17 protein-coding genes and 2 pseudogenes are annotated in these 19,158 nt (G+C 63.3%); 10 read left to right on the forward strand and 9 right to left on the reverse strand.

All coding sequences use genetic code 11. The features are described 5' to 3' along the window. Window positions 1–30 precede the first annotated feature (30 nt). Both H6900_15955 and H6900_15960 read right to left on the reverse strand, forming a co-directional pair. On the reverse strand, window positions 31–1,188 hold the full coding sequence (locus H6900_15955; GenBank protein ID MCC0074775.1) for a mandelate racemase/muconate lactonizing enzyme family protein: 1,158 nt from the start codon (window positions 1,186–1,188) through the stop codon (window positions 31–33). 80 nt (window positions 1,189–1,268) lie between these two features. Next, a complete protein-coding gene (locus tag H6900_15960; protein ID MCC0074776.1) occupies window positions 1,269–1,586 on the reverse strand; it encodes a GIY-YIG nuclease family protein in 318 nt (105 codons plus the stop codon). A gap of 105 nt (window positions 1,587–1,691) precedes the next feature. Here H6900_15960 and H6900_15965 point away from each other — a divergent pair, with 105 nt between their 5' ends. Together H6900_15965 and H6900_15970 are read left to right on the forward strand one after the other, a co-directional pair. After that, window positions 1,692–2,210 (forward strand): DUF2239 family protein, encoded by a 519-nt coding sequence (locus H6900_15965; GenBank protein ID MCC0074777.1) that lies wholly within the window; start codon window positions 1,692–1,694, stop codon window positions 2,208–2,210. Further along, on the forward strand, window positions 2,210–2,638 hold the full coding sequence (locus H6900_15970) for a DUF1330 domain-containing protein (protein ID MCC0074778.1): 429 nt from the start codon (window positions 2,210–2,212) through the stop codon (window positions 2,636–2,638). Before H6900_15965 ends, H6900_15970 begins: the two co-directional genes overlap by 1 nt. Here the strand turns inward: H6900_15970 and H6900_15975 are convergent. Next, window positions 2,611–3,048, reverse strand: coding sequence for a TerB family tellurite resistance protein (locus tag H6900_15975; GenBank protein MCC0074779.1), 438 nt, complete (start codon window positions 3,046–3,048; stop codon window positions 2,611–2,613). The two genes, H6900_15970 and H6900_15975, sit on opposite strands and share 28 nt — an antisense overlap. Window positions 3,049–3,145: 97 nt before the next feature. Continuing rightward, window positions 3,146–4,147: a nitronate monooxygenase gene (locus H6900_15980; GenBank protein ID MCC0074780.1), complete on the reverse strand. Its 1,002-nt coding sequence runs from the start codon at window positions 4,145–4,147 to the stop codon at window positions 3,146–3,148. Between the two features lie 364 nt (window positions 4,148–4,511). Between H6900_15980 and H6900_15985 the strand changes: the two genes are divergently transcribed. The 3 genes from H6900_15985 to H6900_15995 all read left to right on the forward strand — a co-directional run bounded on the left by H6900_15985 (window position 4,512) and on the right by H6900_15995 (window position 5,669). Continuing rightward, on the forward strand, window positions 4,512–4,718 hold the full coding sequence (locus H6900_15985) for a cold-shock protein (GenBank protein MCC0074781.1): 207 nt from the start codon (window positions 4,512–4,514) through the stop codon (window positions 4,716–4,718). Between the two features lie 91 nt (window positions 4,719–4,809). Then, window positions 4,810–5,082 (forward strand): DUF982 domain-containing protein, encoded by a 273-nt coding sequence (locus H6900_15990; GenBank protein MCC0074782.1) that lies wholly within the window; start codon window positions 4,810–4,812, stop codon window positions 5,080–5,082. Between the two features lie 374 nt (window positions 5,083–5,456). After that, entirely contained in the window at window positions 5,457–5,669 is a 213-nt protein-coding gene (locus tag H6900_15995) for a hypothetical protein (GenBank protein ID MCC0074783.1), read from the forward strand. A 90-nt stretch (window positions 5,670–5,759) separates the two neighbouring features. On the opposite strand, the gene H6900_16000 is transcribed toward H6900_15995, so the two are convergent. Beyond that, window positions 5,760–5,921 (reverse strand): hypothetical protein, encoded by a 162-nt coding sequence (locus H6900_16000; protein MCC0074784.1) that lies wholly within the window; start codon window positions 5,919–5,921, stop codon window positions 5,760–5,762. A 933-nt stretch (window positions 5,922–6,854) separates the two neighbouring features. Between H6900_16000 and H6900_16005 the strand changes: the two are divergent. Further along, window positions 6,855–6,995 (forward strand): annotated as a pseudogene (locus H6900_16005) (IS5/IS1182 family transposase). 109 nt (window positions 6,996–7,104) lie between these two features. Here H6900_16005 and H6900_16010 read toward each other — a convergent pair. Next, window positions 7,105–7,882, reverse strand: a pseudogene (locus H6900_16010) (hypothetical protein). 28 nt (window positions 7,883–7,910) lie between these two features. Between H6900_16010 and H6900_16015 the strand changes: the two are divergent. The 3 genes from H6900_16015 to H6900_16025 are packed head-to-tail and all read left to right on the forward strand — an operon-like array spanning window position 7,911 to window position 8,972. Next, entirely contained in the window at window positions 7,911–8,576 is a 666-nt protein-coding gene (locus tag H6900_16015; GenBank protein MCC0074785.1) for a DUF882 domain-containing protein, read from the forward strand. Continuing rightward, window positions 8,576–8,818 (forward strand): hypothetical protein, encoded by a 243-nt coding sequence (locus H6900_16020; GenBank protein MCC0074786.1) that lies wholly within the window; start codon window positions 8,576–8,578, stop codon window positions 8,816–8,818. Before H6900_16015 ends, H6900_16020 begins: the two co-directional genes overlap by 1 nt. Beyond that, window positions 8,727–8,972, forward strand: a complete 246-nt coding sequence (locus tag H6900_16025; protein MCC0074787.1) for a hypothetical protein — start codon at window positions 8,727–8,729, stop codon at window positions 8,970–8,972. Before H6900_16020 ends, H6900_16025 begins: the two co-directional genes overlap by 92 nt. Before the next feature lie 228 nt (window positions 8,973–9,200). Here H6900_16025 and H6900_16030 read toward each other — a convergent pair whose 3' ends face one another. Then, window positions 9,201–12,599: a hypothetical protein gene (locus H6900_16030; GenBank protein ID MCC0074788.1), complete on the reverse strand. Its 3,399-nt coding sequence runs from the start codon at window positions 12,597–12,599 to the stop codon at window positions 9,201–9,203. A gap of 699 nt (window positions 12,600–13,298) precedes the next feature. Between H6900_16030 and H6900_16035 the strand changes: the two genes are divergently transcribed. Next, window positions 13,299–15,881 carry a DEAD/DEAH box helicase gene (locus tag H6900_16035; protein ID MCC0074789.1) on the forward strand — a complete coding sequence of 861 codons (2,583 nt, stop codon included), beginning with the start codon at window positions 13,299–13,301 and terminating at the stop codon, window positions 15,879–15,881. 12 nt (window positions 15,882–15,893) lie between these two features. Here the strand turns inward: H6900_16035 and H6900_16040 are convergent, their stop codons facing one another. Both H6900_16040 and H6900_16045 read right to left on the reverse strand, forming a co-directional pair. Beyond that, the gene (locus H6900_16040; GenBank protein ID MCC0074790.1) at window positions 15,894–16,778 is read right to left on the reverse strand and encodes a hypothetical protein; all 885 of its coding nucleotides are present in this window, start codon (window positions 16,776–16,778) and stop codon (window positions 15,894–15,896) included. Window positions 16,779–17,120: 342 nt separating this feature from the next. Continuing rightward, the gene (locus H6900_16045; GenBank protein ID MCC0074791.1) at window positions 17,121–19,073 is read right to left on the reverse strand and encodes a DUF3732 domain-containing protein; all 1,953 of its coding nucleotides are present in this window, start codon (window positions 19,071–19,073) and stop codon (window positions 17,121–17,123) included. Between the last annotated feature and the right edge of the window lie 85 nt (window positions 19,074–19,158).

The following is a 19,158-nucleotide window of genomic DNA, read 5'->3' on the forward strand; positions in this document are numbered from 1 at the left end:
AGCCGCCCCCCGGGCTCCGCGGCCCGGGCCCTAAAGCCCGGCCTCGATCACCCCGTGATAGAGCCGTGCATAGGCGCCCCCATCCACCGCGCCCGCCTCGCTGACCCGGTGCTCGGCCCGCGCCAGCCAGTCGGGCGCGATCTCGATCCCCCAGCCGGGCGCCTCGCCGACGCACAACGTGCCGTCCTGAACGCGGAACGGGTCTCCCAGGAACAAGCCCTGCTGCCAGGGATAGTAATCCGCGCCCTCGATCGAGAACTCCAGATAGGGGCCGGCGTTCGGCAGCGCGCGCAACAGATGCATCGTCACCAGCGTCACCAGCCCCAGGTTCGCGGCGTGCGGCGTGACCGGCACCCCCTCGGCCGCCGCCATGCGCGCAACCCGCAGCGTCTTGGACAGGCCGCCCAGATACATCACGTCGGGCTGGACGACATCGACCACACGCGTTTCGATCATGCGCTTGAAGACCCCCAGGTCCACGTCCTGCTCGCCGCCGGTCACGTCGATCTCCAGCGCCTCGGTCACCGCGCGCGTCGCGTCGAGATCCCACCAGGGAACCGGCTCTTCGTAATGGCGGACACCATGGTCCTCCAGCATCCGACCCACGGCGATGGCGCGCGCAACCGAAAAGCCCGAGTTGGCGTCCACCAGCGTGGTGATTCCCGGCAGGGCTGCGGTTACGGCGGGGATGATCGCCTCGGTCCGCCCCTCCCACTGGTCGCGGTCCTCGCCCATCTCGGCGCCGATGCGGAACTTGGCGGCGCGAAACCCGGCCTCGCCGCAGATCCGCTTCAGGCGCTCGGCCTCGGCCTCGGGCGTCAGGTCGCGCCGCATGGAGCTGGCATAGGCCGCCACCGGCCCCGCGCTGCCGCCGATCAGCGCCGTCACCGGCTGGCCCGCGCGGCGTCCCGCCATGTCCCACAGCGCGGTGTCCAGCCCCGCCAACGCGCGATTGCGGTAGCTGCCCGGAAACTTGTGTTCGGCCCGCTCGATCCGCGCCACCAGCGTATCGATGTCGCGCGCGTCCTGGCCCAGCGCCCAGGGGGCGATCTGGCGATGGAACACCGCCGCGGTGATGTCCGCGTTATAGGTCGAACACTGGCCCCAGCCGATCGCGCCGTCCTGGGCCGTGGCCTTCACGAAACAGACGAATTCGTTGTGAAAGGTATCGAGACGGGTCAGACGCATGGCGGGCTCCCTGGGGGCGGTCGCGTGACCGCGCGCGGTGGACGTCCGACCCTTGCGTGAACCGCCGCCCGGCGCAAGCCTCAGAGCGGCCGCGCCCCGGTTTCGGCCAGCCAATGCGCCAGGCGTTCCTTCAGCACCCGGTCGCGCGACAGCGCCGGCGTCTCGGGGTCGAGCGTCTCCAGCACCGCAAAGTCGAACCCGGGCCCCGCCGCGGCCTGCAAGCCCGGGTTCGGATGCCCACCCTGCGCCAGGGTAAAGCGCAGGCGATTCTCGATCTTGTCCAGCGTGGGCGAGGCGCCAATCCAGCGGTCGTCGCCGGCGCGAACCTCGTAGATGCCCGCTTGCGGCTTGCGCTCGCGGTAGGCGGAAAGGGCGGCCTTGCGGTCAGCATGTTTCATCGGGGGTCCCTCGGTTTCTGCGGGCTGCATAGCACCGCTCACGGGACGGCGCAATATTACCCGGGTAATATTGACTCGGGCCGCGAATCGGTGTTCATGCCCGTCATGGAACACGACACCCCCTGCACCGCCTTCACCCGGACCACGCGCCTTGCGCAGGGGCCCCTGTGGCAAGTCGCGCCCCTTGCGTTGGCTACCGCCGGGGCGCTGGTCTTCGACGACGCCACCGGACGGGTTATCGACCTGGACCCCCGCGACTGGGACGGCAGCCCCCCGGCGCCGAAACGCGGGCGGCCCCGGCTGGGCGTGACCGCGCGCGAGGTCACGCTGCTGCCGCGCCACTGGGACTGGCTGGCGCAACAGACGGGCGGAACCTCGGCCGCGCTCAGACGGCTGATCGACGAGGCGCGCCGCGCCGATGGCGGGCGCACCGCGCGCCGCCAGGCGCACGAGGCCGCCTATCGCGTCATGACGGCGCTGGGCGGCGATCTGCCCGGCTACGAAGACGCGACCCGCGCGCTGTTCGCCGGTGACCTGTCCCTGCTGGCCGAGCGGCTGTCTGCCTGGCCCGAGGACCTGCGCACGCATGTCTGTGCCCTGGCCACCCCCCGAGAGGACCCGTGATGCCCCATCTCATGCCCACCCAGGCCGCCGGCGCGGCGCTATACCGCCGCGACCCGCAGGGGCCGGTGGTGATGCTCAACCTGCTGAAATTCCGGGACGTGGCCGATTACGCGCGGGCGCCGCAGCTTGCGCCCGAACGCCCCATTTCGGGGGCCGAGGCCTTTGACCGCTACATCGCGCATACCCTGCCCTTCCTGACCGGGTCGGGCGGCGAGTTGCTGTTCCTGGGCCAGGGCGGTCCCTGGCTGATCGGCCCCGAGGCCGAGCGTTGGGATTGCGCGATGCTGGTGCGACAGGCGAGCCTGCACAGCTTCATGGCCTTTGAAAGCCATGGTCCCTACCTGGCCGGGATCGGTCATCGCACCGCCGCGATCGCGGACAGCCGCCTGCTGCCGCTTACTCAGTCCATGCGCGCCAGCACCCGCTGACGGGCGGCGGCGCTGTCGTGATCGTCCACGGCAATGAGCGGGGCCAGCTTGCGCAGCAGCGCGTCCTCGTCAGGCGCGCGCTCGTGATCGACCAGCACGACAGACCACAGGGCCTCGATCAACTGGCGGCGGCCGTCCTCGTCCAGCGCGAATTTCACCACCCGGGTGAAGCGCACGACATCGGCCGCCTCGGCCTGCGCGGCCTCGCCCCGGGCGCGAAGGGCCATTGCCGCGTCGCGGTCCAGATGGAACATCGCCATGAGCAATTGCGCGACCGCCGCGCGTTCCTCGGGGGCATAGACGTCGTCGGCGCGGGCGGCCTCGACAAGAAGCGCGGCGACGGCAACGTCCGCGGGCACCTCGGACCGGGGCGCATCGGGGCGGAACAGCGATTTCAGGGCGTCAAGCATATCCCAGATATGCGGCCATTGCGCGTCCGGGGCAAGCGCCGATCCGCCACCATTGCGTGAGGTTCCGCGCGGGGCGGAGGGGTGCGCCCCGCGCGCGTCAGACCGGCCAATCCGCCAGAAGGTCGCGTATCCGCGTCTGGGCCGCGTGGTATTCGCGGGCGATTCGGGCGATCAGGTCGGCCGCCGGCACCACGGCCTCGACCGCACCGACCCCCTGCCCCGCACCCCAGATTTCCTTCCACGCCTTGGGCCGTTCGTCGCGCTCCTTGCCAAAGGACATGCGGGTTCCCGCCGCTTCCAGCGCCTCGACACTGGTGCCGGCGCGCGCGAACGAGGCGCGCAGGTAGTTCCCCGTAACCCCCGTCACCCCGGCCGTGGCGATGATGTCGTCGGCGTGGGATTCGACGATCATCTGCTTGTAGGCCGGATCGGCGTTCGCCTCGAGCGTGGCAATGAAGGGCGAGCCGACATAGCCCATGTCGGCCCCCGCCGCCTGCGCCGCCAGAAGCGCCCGCCCGGTCGCGATCGCGCCCGACAGCAGAACCGGGCCGTCGAACCAGCGGCGGATCTCGTGCAGCAGGGCAAAGGGCGATTGCGCGCCGGTATGTCCACCCGCCCCCGCCGCCACGGCGATCAGCCCGTCGGCGCCCTTTTCGATGGCTTTGCGCGCGAACCGGTCGTTGATGATGTCGTGCAACACGATGCCGCCGGCGTCGTGCGCGATCGCGTTCACGTCGCTGCGCGCCCCCAGCGAGGTGATCCAGACCGGCACCTTCCAGCGCGCGCAGATCTCGACGTCCCGTTCGAGCCGGGTGTTGGTCCGGTGCACGATCTGGTTGACCGCAAAGGGCGCGGCGGGGGTGTCGGGATGGGCCTGGTTCCGGCGGTCCAGTTCCTCTGTGATGCGCCGCAGCCAGGCGTCCAGCATCGGCGGCTCGCCCGGGGCCTCGCGCGCATTGAGCGCGGGGAAACTGCCGATCACGCCGGCCTTGCACTGGGCGATCACCAGATCGGGATTCGAGATGATGAACAGCGGCGCACCCACCATCGGCAGGCGGGCCGCGCGCAGGGCGGCGGGGAGATCCGAACGGCGGGTCATGGGCGGTCCTAAGTGAATGCGGGCGACTGTTGGCGGGGGCGGGCATGGCGGCCCCGATGACAGGCTGCGCGAAGGCGCGCCCGGGTGCAAGCCCCGGGGCGGCCCGGCGCGCGCCCCGCCATCGAACCCGCGACGGCCGTGCCGCGAATTCCCGACGGCCGGCAAATAAATCCCCATGGCCTCATGGTGTTATGCGCGCCGCAACGGTTTTGGCGAACAAATGTCTCGCTATATGGTCGGGAAAGGCGCATACGGGGACTGCATACGTTTATTTTCGGACCTGTTCCTGACCGGCTCAGCTTTCGATCAGCAGCTTTGCCGGGTCGTCACATACCGTGGGCGGCACCTAGGAAAGGAACTCACGATGGCCAAGGGCACCGTGAAATGGTTCAACACGACCAAAGGCTTCGGTTTCATCGCCCCTGAGCAGGGCTCGCAGGACGTGTTCGTTCATGCGACCGCTCTCGAGCGTGCGGGCATCCATCGCCTCGATGACGGCCAAGCCGTGACCTTCGAACTCGAGACCGACCGCAACGGTCGCAGTTCGGCGACGAGCCTGGCGCTCGCTTGATCCTGCCGGGCGCCGATGTCCCCTCAAGGGGATCGGTGCCCGTGACCGGCCGCCTGACCGGGTGGCTGGCACCCCTAGAAAAGAAGACGTCTTGATAGAGATCAATTGGGGGACACCGCTCTCCCTCGTGTCGCCCCGTGGCGACGAAGAAAGTTTCAGCACCTTCGAAAAGGCCCGATACTGGTTGCGCCGCAAGTGGCCCGTATCGGACAGTGCCCGCGAGCACGCCCTGAACGAGGTGGAAGCCGCGCTGGATTGCCTGGCGCCCGCCGACGTGGCGCGCGTGGCATTCGTCGCTGCGGCCATCTCGGCCGGTTACAGGCCTGCAACCCGGGTCGAAGACCCTTGCGCCTGTGCGGCCTGACCTTGCCGGTCCCCGGACCGGCGCCCGTGCGTGCCCGCAGGGGCCCGCCGACACGATCGAGGTGATGCCATTGCCAAAGCTGACGCCTGTCACCGGACTGCCCCCGCGCGCGACGTCGCCGCGCCCTGTCACCGACAGGGCCTGGCGCGACTTCTTCGTGCGGCTTGGCGACGGTTCGCTTTACAACCCGCGGTCCGCGCCGGTGCGCCCGGGCCGTGAGACCACAACCTGCGGGGCGTCGTCGGCGCCCGCGGAGACTGTTTCCCGGTGACTGCGTTGACGCAGTTCGATGGCCAACCGTCGATCTGTGACCGCATCGTTTCCGCCGGGAAAGGGGGAAGCGGCGAGGACATCCCTCGCCGCTTCTTTCATTCGTGACCCCAATCGAGGAAAAGCCCATGGGATATTCTACGCCGAAGAAGCAACTCGATCTCAAGGAATTCTTGAGCATGCCGGGCAGGAAGCCCCTGAACCGGGCCTTTTCCTACCGCGGCCGACAGACCCAGGCCCCGGTCGAGGACACCAGCCCGATCGATCCGGTCGATGCGCCGCCCGCGCCCTCGGCGAAAGACATTCAGGATTCGTGACGCGGGTTCTTTAGCGGACCACGCCTGACAACGGATTCGCGCGGCCCCTGGTTTCCCCCAGAGGCCGCGCGTTGGCGATTCCCGACGGAATCAGTCGCACAAACCCGCGTCGCGTTCCTTGCGCGCGGCGCGCAGCCGGGCGGTCTTTTCGGCGCGTTCCTCCGCCTCTTCATCCAGGACGCGCTTGGCGTTCCGCGTCGTCTTGTCGATGGCGGTGAGCGGTTCTTCGTATCGGGTGCTCTTGGATTTCAAGCGCATGCCTCCTTTGCCTGTCTGTAGGGGGGTGTCGGTGGGCGGATCGACCAACGACCGTTTCACGCCCGCGCCGGGCCGCGCGCGGCCGCGCCGATGCGCAACCCTGTGACCAGGCCTCGGGCCATGCCTTCGATCTCCATCTGGATGCGGCCCGCGACATCGCGGCAGCCGCGCGAGAGCAGCGCCGCCACGATCCACCGGCCCCAAACCGGGCATTGACAGCATCGCGAAGGAAAGCCGCGCAAGCCCCCTCTACATGGGGATGGAAAGGCTGTGTTACAACCTGCCCCCCCGGTGCACCGCCGCCGCACCCATGCAGCATGACCTCGGCGTCCGGGCGGCCAATTCGGCGACCGCGCCATCGGTCCCGCAGATGATGCAGAAGCCGATTTTTTCAGACGAATAGCCGAAAGGGCCTTGTCAGGCAGGCGCTCGCAGGGGATCGCATGGATGATCCGTCGATGGCTGTGGATCGCTGCACGGTCCAACGCATGGGCCAGCGAGGCCAGCGTCTTTCCACCGCCGGCAGGCACGGTCAGCGTGACCAGACCCGGCGGAGTCGCCGCCTGCGCGCGTCCAACGTGGCGCGCATCCACCGCAGCACCTCGGCCGGCGGCGGCCAATCGCGGGGCGGCTCACCTTCACCGCCCATGCCGTCTATCTGCCGCGCCCCCGGATCGAGATCCCGGGCCCGCAGGGCATCCAGGCCACCTTCGACTGGCAGGCGGCCAAGGCCACCAGCCCCGCCCGCATGTGCACTGCCGTCCTCGTCAACACCGTCACGGGATACTGATCATGATCCGCCTGAATCTCTCGAACCGCCCTGAATGGCTGGACCTGCTGCCCGGACTGCGTGTCCTCGTGGCCGGCTCTGTTGCACAAATCCCGTGAGGGATTCATCTCGTGAATCCAGCGTGGTAGCTGGGATGCATGAGCAGGCCCACACCCCCCGCCTACAAGACCAGGAACTGGCCGGCCTATAACGAAGCGCTCAAGCGCCGTGGCTCGCTGACGATCTGGTTCGACCCCGCCATGACCTGGGCAGCCGCTCTTTCTTCAACCGGGCGACGTAGGCCTCGTGCGTCTCGAACGCGCCGAAGTCCGGGATGTCCTGCGCGAGCCGGGCGCAGGAGACCAGGTGCTCGGCGGCATAGCGATACCGCTTCGCCCGCGATCGGGTGTCCTTGAGCGCCATGGCGACCGTGCTGGTACGCTCACGCGCCCGCATCTCGTGCTCGTAGGTGGTGCCGCCCGTACCCCAGCCCACCGCTTTCCATTGGTCTTTCGGCGGAACCGGCACAGGCGAGCGACCGAGTTCTTCGGCCATCGATTTCAGGGTCGCCAATCCCTCGTCGCCAAGCGCCGGAGCCATGATGCCGATCAGGCTGTCATACTGGCCGTAACCGTTGTCCTGCAAAGCATCGAGGACCGTGCCGGCGAGCGCCTGCGGATCAAGCCGGACCTTCTCGGCGCGCTGACCCAGATCGGCGCAGGCCTGGTGGAAGATGCCGATGACGATGCCGCTGGAGTCGTCGCACCGCTCGAACACCGGTGTGGCGAGCGCCATGAACCGCCACATGAGCGCCAGCGCCTCATCGGGATCGGCCGGCGCGATCTGCTCGACGATGGCGCGTCGCTGGGTCTCGAGGTCCGTGACCAGCGCCTTGCGGTTCTTCCAGGTGATGAAGCTGCGGGCGCGGGCGATGCTGGTCAGCCGCTTGGTGATCTCCCGCGCCGCCTCCCTCGGGCTCTGGGCCCCGGCCAGCGCGAGCCGCAGCTTGCGCTTGGCGGCCGCGTTGCCGGTGCTGACCTCGATCAGCAGTTGCGCCAGGCGCTCTGCGCCCAGCGCTTCGAGGTTCTTCGCATTGAGGGTGGTCTTGGAAGCCATCGGATCGCCAGTTTCTTTTCCCCGAGCCTAGCAGCGGTCCGCGGACGCCGGAATCCGAGCCATTCGGCATCCGCGATCATCGAAGCAGCGAGCGTGCTCTGACCTACCCGCACTGGCGCGACGTGCCCGCCAACACATGGCGCTGGCCGAACTTCTCGGCCGCGGAGATCGCCTGCCGCGGCACCGGCTCGATCAAGATCAACACCGAGGCCATGGACAAGCTGCAAGCCCTGCGCGACCGCCTCGGAAAACCGCTGATCGTGCGGTCTGCGTATCGCAGCCCGGAACACAACCGCGCCGTGGGCGGGGCCCCGGCCTCGAAGCACATGCAGGGCACGGCCTTCGACATCGCCATGGCGAACCACGATCCCGCGGCCTTCGAGGCGGCAGCACGGGCAGTCGGGTTCCTCGGTTTCGGCTATTACCCCCGCTCCGGCTTCATGCACATCGACCTTGGCCCGGCCCGATCCTGGGGCGATCCCTTCCCGGTGCGGCCCGTGCCCTTCGCACCGGAACTGCCGCCCGCGCGCGAAGTCCTGTCGGAAAGCCGCACGCTGCGTGGTGGCGGGGCCGCGGGTGCGGCCACTATCGGCGCGGCCGGGGTGGAAGTGTTGCAGGACGTTCTTGCCGAAACCCAGTCCACGATCGAGCCGCTGGTGCCCTACCTCGACACCCTGAGCTGGGTGCTGATCGCCATCGCGCTGATCGGGATTGCCGTCACCATCCACGCCCGGCTCGATGATTGGAAACGGGGCCAGCGGTGATCGGCTGGCTCCTCACCCATGGCCCGGCGCGCAAGGCGCTGGGCCTGATCCTCATCACCGCAGCGATCCTGCTGTTCCTCCTGAACCTGCGCCGCGCCGGTGAACGCGCAGGGCGCGCCGCCGAACGACTAGATGCCGGAGAGAGAAACGATGCCATCCACCGCCAGATGCTCGCCGCCGCCGCCCGCCGCCCTGCTGATCGCGATGCTCTGGCTGACCGGCTGCGCGATGGACGGTTCTGATGCCCGTGCGCCATGTCCGCCTATCGTCGACTACACGGCCGCGGATCAGGCGCAGGCGGCCGACGAGGTCACGGCGCTGCCGGAAGGCGCCGTCATCGTGCGGATGCTGAGCGACTACGCTGTCTTGCGCGATCAGGCACGGGCGTGCCGGTGAAAGTCGGGCCGGGCGAAGCGCCTTACGCGGCAAGCGCCAGAGGCCTCGACCGTGGCGCATTGCCCGGCCCGGTTCATGGATTCACGCTGCCAACGAGCGGCAGGGATTCGCTGCTTGTCAATGATGGCAGATCCAGTCATTCCAGTCCCCTGCCGCGATGGGCACAATTGTGCACGTGACAGTTCGGCTGGATGCCGCAACATGAGATCGCCACGGCAATAAACCGCGTCACTTTTCGCGGTGCCGGAGGCTGCCTACAATCGTCCGTATCTCGTCCTCTAGATGCTGGCCGCGGTAGACGAATGACGTCTCATGCCTTGCATACTGGCCTTGCCGATCGGCGCTCAGCCAGTTGTAGGACCCGATACACAGAACATCGCTGTCGATCGCCACGATCTTGCTGTGCAACTTCGGCAGCTTGTGGAAACGGACCCCGATCTTGGCAAAGAGCTTCTCGACCGCTTCCATCTGGGTTAGGCCACCGGCGGCCGGTCCCCCGTTGAGCAAGGGGTCAGCAAAGACATCGATCTCGGCTCCCCGGCGGATGGCCCCTTCGAAAGCGGCGATCAGCCCCACGCGTTCCATAGTGCCCGCAATCACCCAAGGGCTGACGATCGTGTAGCGCCGCCCACCCGCCGAAAGTGCGTCCAGCAAGAAGGCATCGTGCCCGGCCGCATCCCGCAGCATCTGGATCTGGCCGCTTCCTTGTTTCAGGTCCGTCCGGGGCTCGGCCGCGAACTCGAGCGCATTGGTCTCTGAGGCGAACAGGAACTCCGACAAGATCGAACGGGGCGATCCGGTCTGGGCCGCGGCCATGACATCCATGTCGCCGAAGACGAGGCAGCTATCCTTGGCCCGAGAGACGGTGACATTCAGCATGCTGGGCGATGCATCGATAAAGCCACCGTCGGCGTGTTTCGAATAGACGGGGGAAAAGATCACGACCGGCCGTTCGGCACCCTGGAGGGCGTGGACCGTGCCAATGGTCATGCCTTCGCGCCCATCAACCCAAATCCTTCGGCTGGCGCAGGCATCGCGGATTTCGCGCACCTGACGACCAAAGGGCGTAACGATCCCGACGATCTGCTCCAACGGCTTGCGATAGCGGGCTTCCAAGCCAGCGCGGTTTTCGTCAAGCCAGGCGGCAATTGTCTGCGCCTCAAGCAGGTTGGCCCGACTGCTGCCCGAGGTTACCGCCCGACCGTCAATATGGAGATATCCAAGCGCCGGAAGTCCTGCGTCTGCGGGGGCCTTTCCCCGCAGTGGCCGGAGCCTTCCCTTGTAGCACAGAGCATTGCTGAAGCTGATGATTTCGTCGTAGCATCGCCGGTGCTCGAAGAGGTAGAGCCCCTTCTCAAGATCAGGATAGGGCGAAACACGGCAGGCCTCTTGCGCGAGGCGCATGGCACTGCCGCTGGTGCTGCAAATCCCGCTGGTCGCAAGCGCATCGATGTCGGCCTCGCCGCCCAGCAGCCCGCAGTTTCGCAGGTTACCGACGTCGACAGGTCGCGGCACCGAGGAGATCGGTTCGATCTGCTGCGTATCGCCGATGACAAGGGCGCGCTTCGCGAGGGCGAACGACGCTCCGGCGACCTCGGGCAAAACCTGACCGGCTTCGTCGACGATCAAGAGGTCGATGAAGTCGAAAAGGTATTCGGTCGCCCACTTCCCTCCGTCGCGCCGCGTATAGGTCATCTTGCCGGGCAGGCTGGCGAAGGTAGCCACGGCGCAAGGCGTCAACATCATCCGACGATGCCACCGGGGAATGACGGTCGCCTTGCCGTTCTTCCCCTTCGCAGCAACGATCGCGGCGAGGTCGGATTCCATCGCCAGCAGCCAGCGCCCTTCCCAATAATGCGTCGCCAGTAGGAACAACGGGAAGCGCGTTTCGAGGTCTGCACGGCGTTCCAGTTCGGCGAGGTCGTCGCCACCGCCGAAGGCTGATGCTGCGCCTTCCCAGCTTCTTTCCGCCTCAAGGAGATCGCGGCGCAAGGCCCTCGCGCTCACGAGTGCCTGTTCAGCCGCCTTTAGCGCTGCCTCTGCTGACCCAAGTTCTGTCCTAACTCTATCCTCGATCTCACTGACGCGCTTTGCGTTCTCCAAGCCTGGCAACAGATCGCCAATCGCCAGCCGGGCCCGCAAGGCGCGCTTTTCCTTGACCGACGAAAGGAACCCAACGACCGCGGTCAGCGAGGATTCCGAAGCCAGGTGCCGATCAAGCGCCGCCCTGGCCCCCCGAAGCCTTTCGAGCTCAGCGGTGCGCTGGGCGACATCGTCCGCCCGTTTAGCCTCCGTTGCTTCCGGGTCGGGGCCAAGTTGTGCGTTAAGGGCTTCTGTCGCAGCGTTGCGGCTGGTCGCCGCCCGATCAATCCGCGCAAGCTTCTCGACCTCGGATGCCATCCGCTTTTGGATAGCCGACACTACCGACGCCAGATCAGGGTTCTGCAACTCTGGAAAGGCTTCATTGGCGGCCAGCAAGTACGCTTCCTTTGCACGCTGGACATAGGCAACCGTTTCTCGCTCCGTCTGGAACTCTTCGGTCTGGTAGCGGCGCGCCGCTTCCAGTCGCCGCGAATAAGATGCGAGGAACATCCCGAAGCTTTCCACCTCAGGCAGCCACCGTCCGGCGAAAGGCCCCTCACCTTTGCCGAAATCCTTCCCGAAGGCGTCGATGATGTTGGTGACAGCCTGGTTGTTCGACGATGCCGCAACGATCACTGGCGGATCGTCCCCGTGCAGCGCAGCACGCACCCAGAGCCCGGCGACGGCCGAGAGCAGCATGGTCGTTTTGCCAGTGCCCGGCGGGCCGTTGACGGCTATCACCTCGCCCGGCGAGGACGCTTCCAGCCAGGCCAAGACCTGTCTCTGGTGCTCTGCCAAAGGGAAGCTCGCGTTCGAATGACCGAGGCGGCGTGCGAATTCCCGCTCGATCCGGTGGTCCAGGCCACCTGTTGCTTTGCGGGGCTGTGAGATCTGCGCAAGCAACGGGGCAGCGGGCTTCTCGGCGAGGAGCTTGTCGTAAAGATCAAGGACGCCGCGCACCGTGGCGTTGGCATCTTCGGCGAGTTCGAGGAACCCCAAACCGATAGGCTGGTAGTCCGCATCACCACGCGGCCATCCCTGTGAGACAGCATCCACCATCTTCCGACAATGCCCGAGGTATTCCTGCCAGGAGTCGTCTATCATCATTTCTGGCAGCGGGTTCTCGGTCAGAAACGAGTCCAGCGCGTCAACCGATCCGATGGCAAACTCGCCGGAGGGCAAAGGCGTCAGCAGATCGCGCGCCAAGGCATTTCGGGTGGGGGTGATCCGCCCTGCACGATCAACCGTCGCCTCTGTCACTACAGGCGCGACGATTTCCGGCAGGCCGCCCGCCCGCGCGGCCCCATGCGACGCCTTCCGCGCCACTACCAGCGGCCAGAACCGGACGCCGATCGCCTTTACCGAAGCTTGGCCGCGGAACACACGTTCCACGGCCTCATCCGGCAGCACACCGGTCCTCAGCGCCTCACCCGGCACATCGACAAACCGCTTCCGGTCTGCTTGCGTGAACTTCCCCTCACCCAGCGCCCCATCGGCAAGCGAAGTCCGCCAGTATCGCAAAATTTCCTCTGTCGAGATTGTCATCTTCGCTATCCGGCAAGCGGACCGGGCACACCGAGGCAGCTACCTTGGTCGATATAGTCGTGGACTATTATGTCAGCGAAAACCAACGCAACCTTCTTCATCATCAATCCAATGCCGTTCGAACCACGGGTTGATGATGGCGGGAACCGGAATCGCGCGCAACTGCGAGTTGCCCGTCGCTGCCTGCGGATGCGCGCTTATGCGCGCTGGTGCGGTTTTTCGGGTGTGGTGTTGATGTGGCGTTGATGTAGGTCGCAAACGCAAAAACCCGACGGTTTGCGTCGGGTTCTAAGCGTCTGATTTACTTAAGGATTCCGGTTGCGGGGGCAGGATTTGAACCTGCGGCCTTCAGGTTATGAGGCGTAACCCATTGATTCTTGATATGTATTTCTGATCAATGTGATGGCCAAAGCTGCCCAATTTCACAATGGGATTTCGGCGCGCGTGAACGGGGCTCATCGGCCTCCGAAGGACGCCGATATTGGCGAAAGGGCGCTCGCTGGTTGAGTCAGTGTTGAGTGTAAATTGGCGATTATGATCGGGGATGTTTGGGTAGAAATCCGATCTGAGGCCTCTCGTGCGGACATCTAGTCTTTCCACTGCGCAGCTGCAGTTCGAGACCTGCGATCACTTGCCCGTTGCGTGGCGCCATTACCACTGTCTAACCTAGTGGGGCGCGAGCCAAACGGGGTAGTCCTAGTGAACACGTACGTCGAAGAACTCATTGAGACTCTTAATCTTCAAGTCGTTGGCGAAATTCAAACCCCGAGTCGCACCGAGAGACGCCGCCTCTTGCCAGATGAAGCGCTCGCCGGCGACATGCCCGGGATGCTCTCGAAAATTCTGGGTACGAACGACCATTCGGTGTGGGACCATCAAGCTCGTGCCATCGAACACCTTACGAACCGGCGAAATGTCGTGGTCTCCACCGGGACTGCTTCTGGGAAATCGTTGATCTTTCAGATCGAAGCGATCCGACGTCTGACCGCAGACCCAGCTTCACGTGTTCTGGTCATTTATCCCCTTAAGGCTCTTGCGTCCGACCAATACGGGCGATGGAAATCGCTGGCACAGTCGATCGGGGTTGAAGAGTCCATTGTCGGTCGGATTGATGGCAACGTGCCGATGCAGGAACGGGATGCAATCTTGGCATCAGCCAGAATCCTGTTGATGACACCTGACGTCTGCCATGCATGGCTGATGAGGAACGTTGGCAGTGGGCCGGTCAGGCGTTTCCTAGAGGGCCTGACTTTGCTGGTTCTCGATGAGGCCCACATTTACGAGTCCGCTTTTGGGAGCAATGTCGCTTTCCTGCTTCGACGATTGATCGCAGCCAAAAAAAAGGCAACGCGCGGCGACGGGAACGCGAGACCATTTCAGATCGTCGCCACCACGGCTACGGTGTCAGAACCTTCCGAACATTTACGGCGCCTTTCCGGTCTGGATTTCGCCGTTGTTGAGGAAGAGCAAAACGGGGCACCGCACTTCCAAAGGCGGGTTCTACACATAAACGGCGCCGACTACGGCGCCGCAGGAGAGGCGGCCGTCACCGATATTATCAACGGAATAGTCTCTCTTTCCGAGCGACGCCGGTTCATTGTCTTCATCGACTCCCGTCAGGGTGTCGAACGTGTCGTACGATCGGTCGACAAAAAAAGCGTGTTCCCCTACCGAAGCGGGTATGAGGCTCAGGATAGGGAGCGGATCGAGAAAGCCCTGCGTGACGGTAGCCTTCATGGCGTAGTTGCCACGTCCGCACTGGAGCTTGGCATTGATATCGCCGACATGGAAATCGGCGTGACGTTGGGAATTCCGCAGTCACGAAAAGCGTTTCATCAACGTCTCGGACGAGTCGGTCGTGCCAAACCAGGCACTTTTTTCGTGATCGCGCCTCCTGCAGCGTTTGGGCGTCTAGGGCTGACGTTTGATGACTACTTCCTGATGCCCGTGGAACCGTCCAATCTATATCTTGGCAATCGATTCATTCAATTTGCGCAGGCGCGTTGTCTTCTCGAAGAAATGGAGGTTCAAGGATCAGACCTCAGCTCACCTCCAGGAAGCGTCGCCTGGCCATCTGGATTTTCCGAAATCCTAGCTTCCGCACGACCGGGAGCCGCCCGTTCCCGCGAATTTGACTTCATTGCCCAGTTGGGCGCGGATGCCCCCCATTTCAATTATCCACTGCGCCAAGTAGGTGAAAGCAGCTTCGACATCCAAGAAGGCGGCCGGGGAGATCATGATCGGATTGGCAGCATTGCTGTGAACCAGGCAATTCGCGAAGCCTACCCCGGCGCCACCTACCTGCATGCGGGCAGGGCGTACAATGTCTACGAATGGAAAACCAGCAGAGGCGAAAGGTCCATTCGAGTTGGCACTTCCAAGAATGCCGCGCCAACCAAGCCAATTCTCCGAAAGCAGGTCAATTTCAGCCTCCAGGCGGATGGCATCATTGATGGTCGATATATGACTAACGAGACCGGGCTTCTCGCTGAAGTATTTGTTCAAGTAAACGAAAGCGTCGAGGGATACCGCGTAGGCCGGGCCACGAAGATGTATCGGGATCTGCGAGCCACCAACCCGGCGATGTCCAGGAAACAACGTGACTTCAGGACGACCGGTCTTGTTCTGCGGATTGAGGAGGATTGGTTCCGTGGGTCACAGGAAGCCCAACGTTTGGTGCGCGAACATGTTGCGGACGGATTGCGAGAACTGCTTTCAAGTGAGTTCGGTATCGCTCCATACGATATTGACTCCGCGTCATCGAACATCGGCCTGCTCACCTCGTCCGGACCGTTGCGCCTCACGGATGCCGTTGTGATATATGATGCAGTCTACGGGAGCTTGCGGCTCACCGAAGCCCTCTACGACGCCTTCCCAACCTTCCTTGCACGTCTCGACCGCGGCGCTACGCTGGCGGGTGACGACGCCATGGTAAGCGACGTCAACTCGGAACGGCTTCGTGCTTGGGCCGGGACCCTTGTCCCCGCCGGAACAATCGACACCGGGAATATCGAAGTCCCTGATGGTTGGCTGTTGGTCTACAAGCGCGGCAGTGTCTTGGGAATCTACAAGAACAATGTCTTGTTCGAACGGGAAATCATAGAACCGATGTTCTTGGATTTTCCTGGCGTGCCGCCGGCATTGTATTACAAATACAGAGTGCCAGCTGAAGCGGACGCCTTTGTGCCACACGATCAGATCCAGCCGACTGGGCAAGAATGGGCCTGGGAACTCTGGAACTACGAGACGGGAGAATTCCGCGAAATTGAGACCGACGGATGAAGCTCACCCTGTCTAGGTCTCGGTGTCCATGATCAAGCGCGAGGCCGCGGATGCAAGCACATCCGCTCCCGCCGTTAGAAATCTCTTGGCGATCGCTTCACCACGGTCCGAGATACGCTTGAGAGACGGTTCGAGGCGCCCAAGGCGATCGACGTTGAATTTCATGGATACAAGTGTTCCTGGGAGAGAAAAGCCTCCAGGTTTCTGGGCGTTGCCGCTCAACTCCAGTCGCGAGTCCCCAGAGGCAATGAGGAAACGACCAGCCCTGCGGGCGATCTGGCTGGTTATGTAAAGGCCAAAACCAGAATTTCCCCATTCACCATCTTTGTCGTCTTCCCGCGGTCCCGTGGAGGGATCATAGATCTTCTTGCCAGACGTGCTGGGCAGCAACGCGAGGCGAATGGCGTTTCTGTCCGAATTCAGTCCTGCGAACCTCGGGTTTTCCACTAGCGCTCTGCGCAGTCCAATTCCCTGGTCAAGAACTGCGAGCTCGATCTCCCGATTTTCCTTCCAGTATTGCCCCATTACCAGGAGTTGGTCGCTATGACTATGCTCAGCGACGTTTCTGAGAATTTCCCGGAGGCAGTACCGGACCGTATAAAACAGGTCACCACTGGTTTCTCGAGTTATCAAGTAGGCTAGCCGGCCAACCAATATGTTGACGTGGGCTCCGACCGGCAAGCCTTGTTTCTGGGCGCTTTCTTGCAGATCCCCAACGCTGAATCTGGTTACAGGATAGTAAGTTGCGCTGCCCGGAGCGCTGTGCTTTGGCACATTCAGTCCACAGGCATCGTAAAAGCCCATGTTGGCGGCGTAGTCATACGCCGTCCACCCAAGAGAGTGGGCAATGCGCCCTTCCACATTGGCGCGGGCAATAACCGAGGCAAGCAGCAGCATCCCGGTCGGAAGCGCAAAGCCGATTCGAGAGAAGTCCAGAGCGACTAGGGACTGCGATTGAAGATCAGACGCAAAACCCAGTATGGCGTCAAAATCGTCAAAGGCGGGAACGAATAGCCCCTTCAAGACACCAACCTCTTCGTTCGTGCGCGACGCCAGCTTGTCACGCCACAGGCAACACGACAACTATTTCGACCAGTAATCCTCCACCAGCCCCACTCATACTTGCCACCGACCTCTCCCCCAAGCGTCGCTGGACAAATCCGAAACGCTCCTGGAGTGGGCGCGCGGCTTGGATATGTGCTCGCAGGCCGAGTCCGCATTGCGTGTGTATCCGCGATGCTATTGGGATATGACAGGCCAATCCTCGGGAACCAACGCGGGCGGTTTGGCCCACGGTTCTTCGACCAATGCATCCTGGAACCACGGATCGCGGAGGTTTGCGTGCTCAGTTACAATCAGCTGGAAGCCTGGAACGTCCTCTTGAGTGAATCTGAGTAGCAGCTCGAATAGCCGACGTACCGCAATAAGGTCGGCGTCCGCTTCGGTACTTTGAACCGATCCATCAGCCTGTTTGTATATCTGCTCCGACGGGAAGTAGACTTGGGTCGGCTGGTCGATAAAAAGGAAACGTGGGATCGGGCGGCTGTTTCTTGCTGCAAATAGATGTAGTGCCATCAATGCCGAGAGGTGGTACGCCAGATGGTTCTCGCCCCCACCAGTACGGCTCATTGGGACCGGTCGTTCGGGGCGATCGAAAATGATCGTTAGCTGCGCCAAGTTTATCCGCGCCGGGAAGTCTCGGAACTCGGCCTCGAATTCTTGAATGTACCGCGTTACCTGCATGGAGATGTTGTTGAGGATCGAGGTTAGACGCTCGCTGCTATCGTCAGACCCGATCTGTTGCTCAAGTTGTTTGACCTTGTTGGTGAGGCGGCGATTTTCCGCTTCTAGATTGGCCAGATCCTCATTGGGGAGGAGTGTTTCCAAGAACAGACTGATGCGGCCAACTACTCGTGCGGCCGCATTGTTGCGGTTGCCCATCTCGGCGATGATTTCGCTGGCGGAGATGGCCGCCGAGAGCTCCGCTTCTTTGTCAACAATGTTGCCCGCGATTTCATCCACCTTGCCGGCCAGTTCAGTCAAGTAAGCTTCGAGCTTAGGGCGCTGACCAGTGGCGATGCGCAACTCCCTCTCCAAGGATTCAAGCTCATTTAGAAGGACGACAGCGAGTGGGGAATCCAGTGCCAGATTTCTTTCACTAAACGGCCATTGCCACTCGCCAGTGTCGGGGTCTTTGGGTAGGGCTTTGATAGAAGCTAGGCGATCAACCTGTTCCGAGGCCTCGGATTCGTAGCCGCTTGACCGCTCAGCGAACTGTCGTGCCGCATCAATCCTGGCTTGGGTGTCTCGCCGATCTTGTCGCAAATCAGATAGCTGATCTTCAAGTTGCGATATCCGGCTACCATCGTCGTCTGGAACCACTTCGGGCGTCCAATACAGTGCTGACTTTAGTGATTCGATGATCCCATCGGCACCCGGAGTCTCGACGTCATGGCCGAGAATTCCAACGGTCCTGGCTTCTGAATAGAGCCGGATGGCCTGATCTTGCGAGGTGTCTACGGCGTCTCGCGCCTGCTCCAGCTTCTTGTTGCTGATCCGCAGATCCCGCTGTGCTATTCGCAACTTGGACTCAAGTTCGAAACGGTCATGGGACGAGACGCCGAGAAGGATCGGCAATGTATCACGTATCGTCTGCGGTAGGTGCTGCTCGTTCTGGCGATAAAAGAGTTGGTCTTTGTTGGCGACAAGTCCCTGCTTCTGGAATAGGTAGAAAAGCGTGTGTTTGACGTTAGCATCGTAGCTGTCGCGGCTGTGTTCAAGCGCGACTTCTGTACGGTTTTCTGGAATGCCGAGCAAACGCGACAGCAGTTCGACTATGCTGTCGTCGTCGGTGTTGACCATCAGCTCCCTGAAATCAGGGATTGGCAACTCGCTGCCTCTTCTGAGCATTGCCGTGCTGCAACTTGCGCCACCGCCGGGTGGGGTCGGCTTGGCGACGAGTACTTGCTCTTCCCCAAACTGAAAGATCACTGCAAACCAAGACACCTTGTCGCGAATAATGCCTTCTGGCACATTGAACGACGATCGCCCCATACAGTATTCGACAATCTCGGAAAGCGCGGACTTGCCCGTGGAAGACCGGCCGGTGATGACATTGAGCCCGTTCACCTTGAACCGGAGATCGCGACGCTGGCCATCATGGCTGTAGATGTGGATCGATTTGATCTTCATGGGCGGATCCCAAATGTCGTGTAAACAGTCGCTCGGTCAGCAATGCGCGCGAATTCCCGGCCGACTATGCGCGCCACTTTCTGGC

The sequence above is a fragment of the Rhodobacter sp. genome, assembly GCA_020637515.1.
Lineage (GTDB): Bacteria > Pseudomonadota > Alphaproteobacteria > Rhodobacterales > Rhodobacteraceae > Pararhodobacter.

Bases quoted from the DNA above. Each gene is read 5' to 3' on its own strand.
- H6900_15955 (MCC0074775.1), bottom strand. From the start codon at position 1,188: ATGCGTCTGACCCGTCTCGATACCTTTCACAACGAATTCGTCTGTTTC.
- H6900_15960 (MCC0074776.1), bottom strand. From the start codon at position 1,586: ATGAAACATGCTGACCGCAAGGCCGCCCTTTCCGCCTACCGCGAGCGC.
- H6900_15965 (MCC0074777.1), top strand. From the start codon at position 1,692: ATGGAACACGACACCCCCTGCACCGCCTTCACCCGGACCACGCGCCTT.
- H6900_15970 (MCC0074778.1), top strand. From the start codon at position 2,210: ATGCCCCATCTCATGCCCACCCAGGCCGCCGGCGCGGCGCTATACCGC.
- H6900_15975 (MCC0074779.1), bottom strand. From the start codon at position 3,048: ATGCTTGACGCCCTGAAATCGCTGTTCCGCCCCGATGCGCCCCGGTCC.
- H6900_15980 (MCC0074780.1), bottom strand. From the start codon at position 4,147: ATGACCCGCCGTTCGGATCTCCCCGCCGCCCTGCGCGCGGCCCGCCTG.
- H6900_15985 (MCC0074781.1), top strand. From the start codon at position 4,512: ATGGCCAAGGGCACCGTGAAATGGTTCAACACGACCAAAGGCTTCGGT.
- H6900_16025 (MCC0074787.1), top strand. From the start codon at position 8,727: ATGCCATCCACCGCCAGATGCTCGCCGCCGCCGCCCGCCGCCCTGCTG.
- H6900_16030 (MCC0074788.1), bottom strand. From the start codon at position 12,599: ATGACAATCTCGACAGAGGAAATTTTGCGATACTGGCGGACTTCGCTT.
- H6900_16040 (MCC0074790.1), bottom strand. From the start codon at position 16,778: ATGCTGCTGCTTGCCTCGGTTATTGCCCGCGCCAATGTGGAAGGGCGC.
- H6900_16045 (MCC0074791.1), bottom strand. From the start codon at position 19,073: ATGAAGATCAAATCGATCCACATCTACAGCCATGATGGCCAGCGTCGC.